The 12,213-nt window shown below is 57.3% G+C and carries 12 protein-coding genes; 3 read left to right on the top strand and 9 right to left on the bottom strand.

Annotation, left to right across the window (positions count from 1 at the left end):
* Positions 1 to 34 precede the first annotated feature (34 nt).
* Positions 35 to 901, top strand: coding sequence for a pirin family protein (locus tag CKW30_RS10660; RefSeq protein ID WP_095180750.1), 867 nt, complete (start codon positions 35 to 37; stop codon positions 899 to 901).
* Positions 902 to 1,358: 457 nt separating this feature from the next.
* Here the strand turns inward: CKW30_RS10660 and CKW30_RS10655 are convergent, their stop codons facing one another.
* The 4 genes from CKW30_RS10655 to CKW30_RS10640 form a co-directional block, all read right to left on the bottom strand.
* Entirely contained in the window at positions 1,359 to 2,087 is a 729-nt protein-coding gene (locus tag CKW30_RS10655) for a dienelactone hydrolase family protein (RefSeq protein WP_095180749.1), read from the bottom strand.
* Positions 2,088 to 2,156: 69 nt separating this feature from the next.
* Complete coding sequence (gene htpG, locus CKW30_RS10650) at positions 2,157 to 4,061, bottom strand: molecular chaperone HtpG (RefSeq protein WP_071171478.1); 1,905 nt, start codon at positions 4,059 to 4,061, stop codon at positions 2,157 to 2,159.
* A gap of 82 nt (positions 4,062 to 4,143) precedes the next feature.
* Positions 4,144 to 4,596, bottom strand: a complete 453-nt coding sequence (locus CKW30_RS10645) for a PaaI family thioesterase (RefSeq protein WP_071171477.1) — start codon at positions 4,594 to 4,596, stop codon at positions 4,144 to 4,146.
* Entirely contained in the window at positions 4,593 to 5,069 is a 477-nt protein-coding gene (locus tag CKW30_RS10640) for a PaaI family thioesterase (RefSeq protein WP_024012154.1), read from the bottom strand. The genes CKW30_RS10645 and CKW30_RS10640 overlap by 4 nt, the downstream gene beginning before the upstream one ends.
* Positions 5,070 to 5,227: 158 nt before the next feature.
* Between CKW30_RS10640 and CKW30_RS10635 the strand changes: the two genes are divergently transcribed.
* A complete protein-coding gene (locus CKW30_RS10635; protein ID WP_007959016.1) occupies positions 5,228 to 5,464 on the top strand; it encodes a hypothetical protein in 237 nt (78 codons plus the stop codon).
* A gap of 62 nt (positions 5,465 to 5,526) precedes the next feature.
* Here the strand turns inward: CKW30_RS10635 and CKW30_RS10630 are convergent, their stop codons facing one another.
* Entirely contained in the window at positions 5,527 to 5,928 is a 402-nt protein-coding gene (locus CKW30_RS10630; RefSeq protein ID WP_056783897.1) for an MAPEG family protein, read from the bottom strand.
* A complete protein-coding gene (locus CKW30_RS10625) occupies positions 5,928 to 6,665 on the bottom strand; it encodes a DUF599 domain-containing protein (protein WP_016773682.1) in 738 nt (245 codons plus the stop codon). The genes CKW30_RS10630 and CKW30_RS10625 overlap by 1 nt, the downstream gene beginning before the upstream one ends.
* Before the next feature lie 232 nt (positions 6,666 to 6,897).
* On the opposite strand from CKW30_RS10625, the gene CKW30_RS10620 reads away from it, so the two are divergent.
* Entirely contained in the window at positions 6,898 to 8,127 is a 1,230-nt protein-coding gene (locus CKW30_RS10620; RefSeq protein ID WP_095180748.1) for a delta-60 repeat domain-containing protein, read from the top strand.
* A 95-nt stretch (positions 8,128 to 8,222) separates the two neighbouring features.
* Here CKW30_RS10620 and brnQ read toward each other — a convergent pair whose 3' ends face one another.
* From brnQ to sucC, 3 genes are all read right to left on the bottom strand, one after another.
* Positions 8,223 to 9,536, bottom strand: coding sequence for a branched-chain amino acid transport system II carrier protein (brnQ, locus tag CKW30_RS10615; RefSeq protein WP_016773681.1), 1,314 nt, complete (start codon positions 9,534 to 9,536; stop codon positions 8,223 to 8,225).
* 482 nt (positions 9,537 to 10,018) lie between these two features.
* Positions 10,019 to 10,903: a succinate--CoA ligase subunit alpha gene (gene sucD / locus CKW30_RS10610; RefSeq protein ID WP_016773680.1), complete on the bottom strand. Its 885-nt coding sequence runs from the start codon at positions 10,901 to 10,903 to the stop codon at positions 10,019 to 10,021.
* Positions 10,903 to 12,069, bottom strand: a complete 1,167-nt coding sequence (gene sucC, locus CKW30_RS10605; protein WP_016773679.1) for an ADP-forming succinate--CoA ligase subunit beta — start codon at positions 12,067 to 12,069, stop codon at positions 10,903 to 10,905. The genes sucD and sucC overlap by 1 nt, the downstream gene beginning before the upstream one ends.
* Between the last annotated feature and the right edge of the window lie 144 nt (positions 12,070 to 12,213).

Raw genomic sequence — 12,213 nt, 5'->3', positions numbered from 1 at the left:
CTTCTGGCATCACCCGCTCAGCCTGGAATGCACCATGGACACGCCACTCCTGATCATCCGCCCGCGCGCCGAAGACGTCGAAGGCCAGCCGATTCTGCGCCCGCTGCCGTCAGCCAAATGCCGCAACGTCGGGCCTTTCGTGTTTTTCGACCACATGCTCGAGACGATTTATCCGACGGGTAAAGGCATGGATATCCGACAGCATCCGCACATTGGCCTGTCGACACTTACCTATCTGTTCGAAGGGCAATTGCAGCACAAAGACAGTCTGGGCTCCGATCAGGTGGTCGGCGCCGGCGATGTCAGCTGGATGACCGCTGGCAGCGCCATCGCCCACGTCGAGCGCACGCCTGCGCCACTGCTCGCCGAGACCTTCACTCTGCACGGCCTGCAAGTCTGGCTCGCCTCGCCCAAGGCACACGAAGAAGGCCCGGGGCATTACAGTCATCACCCGGCAGCGACGTTGCCGGTCAGCGATAACCTCGGCGTGCAGATTCGCATGATTGCCGGGTCAGGCTTTTGCCTGGAATCGCCGGTCCCGGTGCTTTCTCCTACGTTGTATGCGGAAGTGAAGATGCAGACCGCGACCACATTGCTGATTCCGGCCGAGCATGAAGAACGCGCGGTGTATGTGTTGAGCGGGGATGCGCAGTTGAATGGCGAGGCGATCGAGCCGCATGCGCTGGTGGTGTTGCCGGTTGGCGAAGAGATGAGCCTGTTTGCCGAAACCGATGTACACGCCGTGGTGTTCGGCGGCGCGGCGCTGGATGGGCCGAGACGGATCAACTGGAATTTTGTTGCAAGCGATCCGGCGGCGATTGATGAGGCACGGCGCAAGTGGGCGGCCGGGGATTGGCCGACGGTGCCGGGGGAAGTCGAGCGGATCGAACTACCGCGCTAGGCCGCTTACCCTCACCCCAGCCCTCTCCCAGAGGGAGAGGGAGCCGACCGAGGCGTCTTGCGTTATACATCGACCTGAAAAGTCTCGGCGATTATGGATTCGCCTATTCACGTTCAGGTCGACGCCACTCCCGAGCAACCCTCAATCAGTCCCCTCTCCCAGAGGGATAGGGAGCCGACCGAGGCGCCTTGCTTTATACATCGACCTGAAAAATCCCGGCGATTATGGATTCGCCTATTCAAGTTCAGGTCGACGTCACTCCCGAGCAACCCTCAATCAGTCGCCTATCCCAGAGGGATAGGGAGCCGACCGAGGCGTCTTGCGTTATACATCGACCTGAAAAGTCTCGGCGATTATGGATTCGCCTATTCACGTTCAGGTCGACGCCACTCCCCAGCAACCCCCAATCAGTCCCCTCTCCCTCCGGGAGAGGGCTAGGGTGAGGGGCTTTTCGCTTTTAGCCGTTGAACACTTCATCCAGCAAATCATGCATCGACTTGAACGCGCGCTTGGCGGTCTTTTCGTCGTACATCATCTTGCCCGGCACATTGGCGTGCGGATCGGTAAACGAGTGCACCGCGCCGCCGTAGCTCAGCAGTTGCCAGTCGACTTTCGCCGCGTTCATTTCATCTTCGAACGCTGGCAGTTGCTCTTTCGGCACCAATGGATCGGACGCGCCATGCAGCACCAGCACCGAGCCCTTGATGTTCTGCGCATCCGCCGGGTTCGGCGAATCCAGCGTGCCGTGGAACGACACCGCCGCTTTTACCGGCGCGCCGGTGCGGGCCAGATCCAGCGCACAGCAACCACCGAAGCAGAAACCGAACACCGCCAGTTTCGAGGTATCCACTGCCGCTTCGCCCTGGCTCTGCAATTGCTCAAATGCCACTTGCAGACGTTTGCGCAACAGCGCGCGGTCGTCCTTGAGCGGCATCATCGCTGCCAGCGCCTCATCAGCGTTCTGCGGACGCACGCTCTGGCCGTAGACATCCGCGATCAGCACCACGTAGCCCTCGGCCGCCACCGTTTTGGCAATGTCTTCAGCACCGGCGCTGACGCCCATCCAGTTCGGCGCCATCAGCAAACCCGGGCGCGCGCCCTTGTGCTCGGCGTCGAACGCCAGGCGACCTTCGTAGGTCTGGCCGTCAATCTGATAGACCACGGAACGTACAGTGACTTGGCTCATTTCTGACTCCTGATTGTGTAAACACCAGAATGAAAAAACCCGCCGAAGCGGGTTTTTCCTACAACGTGATCAAACCGACAGTTCAACCAGCAGCTTGTTCAGCCGGCGCACATAAGCGGCCGGATCCTTCAAGCTGTCGCCCGCCGCCAGGGCGGCCTGATCGAAGAGGATGTGCGACAGATCGCCAAAACGCTCTTCGCTCTGTTCGCCATCGAGTTTCTCGATCAGCGGGTGGCTCGGGTTGAATTCGAAAATCGGTTTCGAATCCGGGACTTTCTGCCCGCTGGCTTCGAGAATCTGGCGCATTTGCAGACCCAGATCCTGTTCGCCGATGGCCAGAATGGCCGGCGAATCGGTCAGACGATGGGATACGCGGACTTCAGCCACGGAATCGCCCAGCGCGGTCTTCAGACGCTCGACCAGACCCTCTTTGGACTTGGCGACTTCTTCTGCAGCTTTCTTGTCCTCTTCCGAGTCCAGGTTGCCCAGATCGAGGTCACCGCGCGCCACATCGACAAAAGTCTTGCCGTCGAATTCGCTGAGGTAGCTCATCAGCCACTCGTCGATGCGATCGGTCAGCAGCAGCACTTCGATGCCTTTCTTGCGGAAGACTTCCAGGTGCGGGCTGTTCTTGACCTGCGCGTAGGTTTCGCCGGTGAGGTAGTAGATCTTGTCCTGACCTTCCTTGGCGCGGGCCAGGTAGTCAGCCAGACCGACAACCTGCTCGCCGTCGTCGCCCTGGGTCGATGCGAAACGCAGCAGACCGGCAATTTTCTCTTTGTTGGCGAAATCTTCTGCCGGGCCTTCTTTCATGACCTGACCGAAATTTTTCCAGAAGCCCTTGTATTGCTCAGGTTCGTTCTTCGCCAGTTTTTCCAGCATGTCGAGCACACGCTTGGTCAGCGCGGTTTTCATCGAATCGATGATCGGGTCTTTCTGCAGGATTTCACGCGACACGTTCAGCGACAGGTCGTTGGAATCGACCACGCCTTTGATGAAGCGCAGGTACAGCGGCAGGAACGACTCGGCCTGATCCATTACAAACACACGCTGCACGTAAAGCTTCAGGCCCTTCGGCGCTTCACGCTGGTACAGGTCGAACGGCGCGCGGGCCGGCACGTACAGCAGCGAGCTGTACTCGAGCTTGCCTTCAACCTTGTTGTGGCTCCACGACAGCGGATTCTCGAAGTCGTGAGCGATGTGTTTGTAGAACTCCTGATATTCCTCGTCTTTGACTTCAGTGCGCGGACGGGTCCACAGGGCGCTGGCGCGGTTGACGGTTTCCCATTCAACGGCCGGAGCCTCTTCGCCTTCGGCCGGAGTGACTTCCTTCGGCAGTTCGATCGGCAAAGCGATGTGGTCGGAGTACTTCTTGATGATGTTGCGCAGACGCCAGCCATCCGCGAATTCGTCTTCACCGGATTTCAGGTGCAGGACGATGCGGGTACCGCGCTCTGGCTTATCGATGGTGGCGACTTCGAACTCGCCCTCGCCTTTCGACGACCAGTGCACGCCTTCGCTGGCGGCAGTGCCGGCGCGACGGCTATATACATCAACCTTGTCGGCGACGATGAAGGCCGAATAGAAGCCGACACCGAACTGGCCGATCAGGTGCGAATCTTTCTTCTGATCGCCGGACAGGTTTTTCATGAAATCGGCGGTGCCGGATTTGGCGATGGTACCCAGGTGGGTGATCACATCGTCACGGTTCATGCCGATACCGTTGTCTTCGAGGGTGACGGTCTTGGCGTCCTTGTCGAAGCTCACACGGATTTTCAGGTCAGCGCCACCTTCGAGCAACTCAGGCTTGGCCAGGGCTTCGAAGCGCAGCTTGTCGACAGCGTCAGAGGCGTTCGAGATCAATTCGCGAAGGAAAATTTCCTTATTCGAATACAGCGAATGGATCATGAGGTGCAGCAGCTGCTTTACCTCGGTCTGGAAGCCCAGGGTTTCCTTTTGAGTTTCCACACTCATGGTCATCAAACTCCAATCAGATGGCAGTGGCCGCGACCCGAAATGGTCTGCGGCGGGTTGTCATCTGAGTTGGGGGCGCTGTTCAGGATTTCAAGGGCTCATCAATTTTGAAGTGCGCGCGGGCGGTGGCGATCGGTTCGGCCTCGGTACTCTGCCAGGCAGTGACCGCTACGTTAGCGACGCGACGGCCCTGACGGCAGACCTGACACCTGGCCCAGGTGTCGCGAAACTGCCCGGCGCGCAGGTAATCGAGGGAAAAATCGATGATCTTCGGCACACCCGGCGTGCCGGTGAAAATCAGCAAATGCAGGGCTGCGGCCAGCTCCATGAAGCCGGCAATCACGCCACCATGGATCGCCGGCAATAAAGGGTTACCAATGTTGTCCTTGTTCGCCGGCAGTTTGAACAGCAACTCATCGCCGACTCGCGAGCACTCGATACCGATCAGCCCGGCATAAGGAATCAGTGCCAGCAGCGGCGTGTAATCGCCCTGTGCATGGGCCTGTTGCAGCTGCTCCCTGAGTTCGTTGCTCATTGGCTCGCTCCCTTGATCGCGCCCGCGAAACCCTTGCTGCCCTTCAGACCGATGCCCATGCGCATGAATGTGCCGACGACGTGGGCAATCGGTTGCTCGGGATCGTCCTGGTAGGCAAAACCACGGGCAAAGATCACATCGGTGGTGACGCGATAGCACTGGGCAAAGCCGTACACGGCTTTGTTCGGTTCAGCGGCGTGCATGTAGTCGATGCGCAGATCGAGGGTCGGACAGACTTCGAACTCCGGCAGCACGCACAGGGTCGACATGCCGCAGGCGGTGTCCATCAGCGAAGTGATGGCGCCGCCATGGATGACTCCGGTTTCGGGATTGCCGACGATTTTTTCGCTGTACGGCAGGATCACCGTCAGCCCTTCGCTGGAGGCACTGTGCACCTGCAAACCCAAGACCTGACAGTGGCGCAATGCCGATAAAAAGCGCGTCGCGCGCTCAAAAACGGGGTTTTCGGCCATGTGATAATTACTCGCGTTTGGGCCTTGTGCCAGTAGTGAGAAAAGCGGCAAAAGTTCCGTGATAAAACAAACTTATATATCTGAAACAATTGAGGAACTTAACCCGCAGCGCCGAGTTCTTAAGGCCAGTAGTTATTTTCCATAAGGAGATACACCCCATGCGTAAGACTTTAGCTATTGCCTTGATGTTGACCGCTTCCCTCGGTCTCGCTGCCTGCGATAAAAAATCCGAGGACAAAGCTCAAGATGCAAACCAACATGCTGAGCAAGCTCAGCAAGACATGAACAAAGCTCAGGATAAAGTGAACGACGCAGCAAAAGAAAACGCCGAAGCTGCCAAAGCTCAGGCTGAATCGAACGCCGCTGCTCAAGAAGAAGCCGCCAAAAAGCAATAAGCTTTGTGGTGTGAAAGGAAAACCCGCCAAGTGCGGGTTTTCTTTTGCCTGCGATTTACCGGTTAGAGCAACACGGTTCTAAAAGTCGGACTAATCATCAGCAACAACGAACAGATGAAGCCAACTAGCCACATCAGGCTGCGCAACTTCGCCAGGTCGGCCAGATAGAACCACAGATAGAAAATCCGCGAGATCACGAAGATGATCGCCAGCGCATCGATCAGCCAACCCGCGGTTTGCGTGGTATGCGCCATCAGCACGCCGACGGCGAAGAGGATGAAGGCTTCGATGCTGTTCTGATGGGCCGCCAGCGCCCTCGCACCGAAGCCAGTCAACTGCGCCTGCTGCTGCCGCGGCAAGTGATTGTCATACCCGCCCTGCTCTTTCATGGCCTTGGCCACCGGCATACGCGCCACATAGATCAATAAAGCACTGATAAACACACACCAGAACGGAATACTCATCAAACAGCCTCTTTGTTCGCCTCAGGGACGGGCGCCTCTGTAGGGGTATAGACCATGACATCGAGAACGTCGGAATGAAACTCGCGGCGATACAAAACCACCACGACTCCCGCGCTCATGATCATGAACAGCCACGGGCTGACGAACCACGCCAGCATACTCATGCCGAAGTAATAAGAACGCAGGCCGAAGTTGAACTGGTTGGCCGCCATCGAAATCACCCGCGCCGCCCGCGAAGCGAACGCCTTGCGTTCTTGTTCAGTCACTTGGCGCTCACCGATCATCGGCGCTGAACCGACCAGAATCGCAGCGAAGTTGTATTGGCGCATGCACCAGCTGAAAGTAAAGAACGCATAGACGAACACCAGTGCCAGACACAGCAACTTGATCTCCGACATGCCCTGCGACGCCTGCTGCACCATCGGAATATCCGCCAACAACGACACGGCTCGGTCGGACGCACCGAGCACGGTGAGGATACCGGCGAGGATGATCAGCGTGCTGGAGGCGAAGAACGACGCGTTGCGTTCCAGATTGCCGATCACGCTGGCATCGGCGATGCGGTTGTCACGCAGCAGCATGCGGCGCATCCAGTCTTCGCGGTACAGGTGCAACACGCTGGCCAGACACGCCGTATCACGGGCCTTCCAGGTGGCATAACGGGTGTAACCGCCCCAGCAGACGACAAACCAGACGGCGGCGAGCAAGTGGATCAGATTGGCTTGGATGAACGACATTCGTTGTCCTGAGCAAGAGGAATGATGGAGGGAACCCTTCGTTTCGACGTGTTGGCTCGTAAAAAGACACGCTCATTGAAGAGTCAAATTTATTCAAAATAGACCCCAGCTATCAGTTTTCAGAGGCTTATACCTGTCAACTCTGACAGTAGCGCCGAGGGTATGGCGAGGCATAAGGTCGTTTTCTCAAACGGGAACACTGACCGCTCCCCTATCAGACAAGGATTTGAGCATGAGACCTTTGAACGCTGCGCTGCCCATTGACACAACGTTTGGCAACCGGGGGTACGCCGAGTCATTTGCTACGGGAAGCCAGGCTTTGAAAATCGCAGGCTTGCGCCCGGATGGAAAGATCCTTCTCGTGGGACAAACTGTTGTAGAGGGCAAAGTCAGTTTTCATTTGGCGCAATTACTCGCGGACGGTACTAACGATACTGGCTTCAACGAAAACGGTTTGATCGTAGGTACGTTTACAGGTTCGGGACAAGCCAGCGGAACTGGCGCCTGTCTTTATAAAGACGGCAAGACGCTGCTTTTTGGGTATCAATATGCTGAGGACCAAGGAACCCGATTTGCGCTTGCCAGATTCTTCGCTGATGGTGAAAGAGATCGCGATTTCGGTCCCGATGGGACGGTTTACGTCCCTTTCCTGCCACAGTCCGAATCGCAATTGCCAAAACCGGAAGCTTCCATCACGTCGCAATCCAGAACCAGGTTAGTACTGACTGCTGATGAAAAAATACTCGTCGGTCAAAGCGACCGACTGTTCAGACTTGATCAGAATGGAGATTTCGATACCGCTTTCAACAACAAAGGCTGGCTGGATCTTGCAATGGGCATTGCTTCGATTTCAGTAGCAGAGGATGGAGTAATCACAGTTGCAGGTTCGAGGGCTGGAGAAGGGAAGATTGTGCGCCTGAACGTCGATGGAACGCCCCATAAAGACTTCGGCGATGATGGCACCGGGACCGTCTACATTCCATCGGATTACCCGGTCAGCGTACGAAGCCTGATGTTACGTGCTGACGGCAGCTTCTTTGTTGCTGGCCAGGTCGACACATCCCCCAACGACGTTTGGGGGAAAGGACGCAAAGCAATGATGGCCGCGTACAACCCGAACGGTAGACCAAATCTCGCATTCAATCAGGGTAAGCCTGTTGTCACTGATCTTGGATTAACCGACGGTTGCACTTTGTTCGATCTAAGTGGGGAACCTGAGGATGGTTTGGTTGTGGTGGGGAGTACAGGGCAAATAACCAGGGAGCAAATGCTTGCCTGCCGCTATCTGGCAACGGGTGAACTGGACACAACCTTTGGGGACGGCAAGGGATACGTTACTCACTCTATGGGGCCCGGTATGCAATGGATCTCGGTGGCAGTGCAGCCCGACAAGCGAATACTCCTGAGCCGTGACAGCGACAACGTCAATGTGGGAGCTCTGGTCGTACGTTATCTGGGTTGAGGATTATCAGCTCTGATAAAAAATGCCCCGTATCGATTGATACTGGGCATTTCTGTTTAACCGTGCCTGACCCGCTTGTGGCGGGTCACATCACGTCAGGCAGTGACTTCGCTGCGCTTGCCCAGCAGGCGATCACAGACCACGGCGACCACCAGGGTCATCACGCATGGCACCAGCCATGCCAGCCCTTGCTCGCTCAGCGGCAGATGGGTCAGCTGAGTTGGCATCCAGTCGGCCAGACCAGCGCCTTTCAGGGCGTCGATGGTGCCGAAAACGAAGGAAACCAGCATCACCGGGCCAAGAATGCGCCCGTGCTCATGCCAGAAATCCTTGCAGAAGCTCAGTGCGACCAGAACGATGCACGGCGGGTAGATCGCGGTGAGTACCGGAATCGAGAAAGCAATGAGCTTGGTCAGACCGAGGTTGGAGACCAGCAGCGAGAACGCCGCGAGGATAATCACCAGCGTCTTGTAGGACAGTGGCAGCACACGGCTGAAGTATTCAGCACAGGCACAGGTCAGACCGACCGCCGTGACCAGACACGCCAGCGAGATCAGCACCGCAAGGAAACCGCTACCCAGCGAACCGAAGGTGTGTTGCACGTAGGCATGCAACACCGCCGCGCCGTTGGTGGCGCCGACCGCGACTTCATGGCTGCCGGAACCGAGACGGAACAGGCTGACGTAGACCAGTGCCAGCCCCACGCCAGCAATCAGCCCGGCGATGATCGCATAACGGGTGATCAGCGCCGGCGACTCGACGCCACGGGAGCGGATCGCGTTGACGATAACGATGCCGAATACCAGTGCGCCGAGGGTATCCATGGTCAGGTAACCATTGATGAAGCCCTGAGAGAACGGTGCCGCCACATATTCCGGTGTGCCGTGACCGATGTCACCCGCCGGCAAGGCGAACGCGGCGATGCCCAGTACTGCCAGCGCAATGATTTTCAGCGGTGCGAGGAAGCGGCCAACGGTATCCAGCAACCGCCCAGGATAGAGCGAAATGAAGAACACCAGCAGGAAGTACACCGAGCTGTAGAGGAACAACGCCAGCGGGCTTTCGCCGGTCAACGGCGCCAGACCTACCTCGAAGGATACGGTCGCGGTACGCGGGGTGGCGAACAGCGGACCCACGGCCAGGTAGCATGCCGCCGCGAGGATACCGCCAGCGATCTTGCCGATAGGGCTGCTCAACGCATCCATCGCACCGCCGACCTTGGCCAGCGCCACTACGGTGACCACCGGTAAACCGACGGCGGTGATCAGAAAGCCCAGTGCGGCCATCCAGACGTGAGGCCCGGCCTGCAAGCCGACGATCGGCGGGAAAATGATGTTACCGGCCCCGACAAACAGGGCAAACGTCATAAAACCAAGTGCCAGGATGTCCTGACCTTTCAAAACTTTCATTAAGGTAATACCACACTACTGAAATCGGAATTTAGAGGGGGATTGCCCTGTTGGATTAGGGAAATGCTGTCGATCCGTATGGGACTGACCCTTAAAGCGCGTAGCTGCCTTGTGGGCGGCGGACGCAAAAATGGCGGCCAGCCTAACGAATTTGGCTGACAAACGCACTGTTAGAGGGCGAACTATCCGATACGCGACGTTTCAGTGTCGCGTTTACATATCTATTTTTCATACAGAGAACACGTATTCATCACAGCAAACCTGTGGCGAGGGGATTTATCCCCGTTGGACTGCGCAGCAGTCCCAAAGAATCCGAGCTGAAACTGCCTGACTGATCATGGTCGCTTGCATGGGGGCCGCTTCGCAGCCCAGCGGGGATAAATCCCCTCGCCACAACAGCGCTCAAAATTCTCATACGCCAGAAACGACAAAGGCCACCCGAAGGTGGCCTTTGTTGCTGGAGCTAAAAAGTCAGACGAAGCTTACTTCTTCACTTCCCAGCCAGTCAGCTCGGCCAGGGCCTTGCCGATGTCTGCCAGCGAACGCACGGTTTTAACGCCTGCGTCTTGCAGCGCAGCGAATTTCTCGTCTGCAGTGCCTTTGCCGCCAGAGATGATTGCGCCAGCATGGCCCATGCGCTTGCCCGGAGGAGCAGTCACACCAGCGATGTAGGAAACAACCGGCTTGGTCACGTTAGCCTTGATGTAGGCAGCCGCTTCTTCTTCAGCCGAACCGCCGATCTCGCCGATCATCACGATCGCCTCGGTCTTCGGGTCTTCCTGGAACAGCTTCAGGATGTCGATGAAGTTCGAGCCCGGGATCGGGTCACCACCGATGCCGACGCAAGTCGACTGACCGAAACCGGCGTCAGTGGTCTGCTTCACAGCTTCGTAGGTCAGGGTGCCGGAACGCGAAACGATACCGACCTTGCCTGGCAAGTGAATGTGACCTGGCATGATGCCGATCTTGCATTCGCCTGGGGTGATCACGCCTGGGCAGTTAGGGCCGATCAGGACTACGCCCAGCTCGTCGCACTTAACTTTGGCGTCCAGCATGTCCAGGGTAGGAATGCCTTCGGTGATGCAGACGATCAGCTTGATGCCGCCGAATGCCGCTTCCAGGATCGAGTCCTTGCAGAACGGAGCCGGAACGTAGATCACGCTGGCGGTAGCGCCAGTGGCAGCTACTGCGTCTTTTACGGTGTTGAACACTGGCAGACCCAGGTGCTCGGTGCCGCCCTTGCCCGGAGTTACGCCACCAACCATCTTGGTGCCGTATTCGATGGCTTGCTGGGTGTGGAAACTACCTTGCGAACCGGTAATACCCTGGCAGATAACTTTGGTGTCTTTATTGATCAGGACGCTCATTATTTGCCCTCCGCAGCTTTGACAACTTGTTGAGCAGCGTCGGTCAGGCTGGTAGCAGCGATGATGTTCAAACCGCTTTCTGCCAGTACTTTAGCGCCCAGCTCAGCGTTGTTGCCTTCAAGGCGAACAACAACCGGGATTTTCACGCCGACTTCTTTCACGGCGCCGATGATGCCTTCGGCAATCATGTCGCAGCGAACGATGCCGCCGAAGATGTTGACCAGTACTGCCGCGACGTTCTGGTCGGACAGGATGATCTTGAACGCTTCAGTAACGCGTTCCTTGGTAGCGCCACCACCTACGTCGAGGAAGTTGGCCGGCTTGCCGCCATGCAGGTTGACGATGTCCATGGTGCCCATGGCCAGACCGGCACCGTTGACCATGCAACCGATGTTGCCTTCCAGCGCTACGTAGTTCAGTTCGAACTTGGCAGCGTGCGCTTCGCGCGGATCGTCCTGCGACGGATCGTGGAAAGCCTTCAGCTTAGGCTGACGGTACATGGCGTTGGCGTCGATGTTGATCTTCGCGTCGAGGCAGTGCAGATCGCCGTCAGCCTTGATCACCAGCGGGTTTACTTCCAGCAGAGCCAGGTCGTGGTCTTTGAACAGCTTGGCCAGACCTACGAAGATCTTGGCGAACTGAGTGACCTGCTTGCCTTCCAGACCCAGCTGGAATGCCAGCTCGCGACCCTGGGATGGCTGAGCGCCAACCAGTGGATCGATAGTGGCCTTGAGAATTTTTTCTGGAGTGTCGTGAGCGATTTTCTCGATGTCCACGCCACCTTCGGTGGAAGCCATGAACACGATGCGACGGCTCGAACGGTCAACGACAGCGCCCAGGTACAGCTCTTTAGCGATATCAGTGCACGATTCAACCAGGATCTTGGTGACTGGCTGGCCATTGGCGTCAGTCTGGTAAGTCACCAGACGCTTGCCCAGCCACTGCTGTGCGAAGGCTTTGGCGTCTTCTTTGCTGCGAACCAGCTTTACGCCGCCCGCTTTACCGCGACCACCGGCGTGAACCTGGGCTTTGACGACCCACTCGTTGCCGCCGATTTTGTCGCAAGCTTCTGCTGCTGCTTCCGGGGTGTCTACTGCGTAACCAGTGGAAACTGGCAGGCCGTATTCAGCGAACAGCTGCTTACCCTGATACTCGTGAAGATTCATGCTTTTTACCGTCTTCGTTAGGTACTGCGCATTCGGCGCTGCGCTCGTTTGAGTGCCGCGCCACCTGTGACTGCTGCTTGCGTAGCTGGGCTACGCAAGACTGCGTCCGGCGGACATTCCGCGGTGAGTCTTGCTCGCAAGGCT

The organism is Pseudomonas sp. Irchel 3F6 (genome assembly GCF_900187595.1).
GTDB lineage: Bacteria > Pseudomonadota > Gammaproteobacteria > Pseudomonadales > Pseudomonadaceae > Aquipseudomonas > Aquipseudomonas siliginis.
This window is presented reverse-complemented; position numbering and strand designations above follow the sequence as displayed.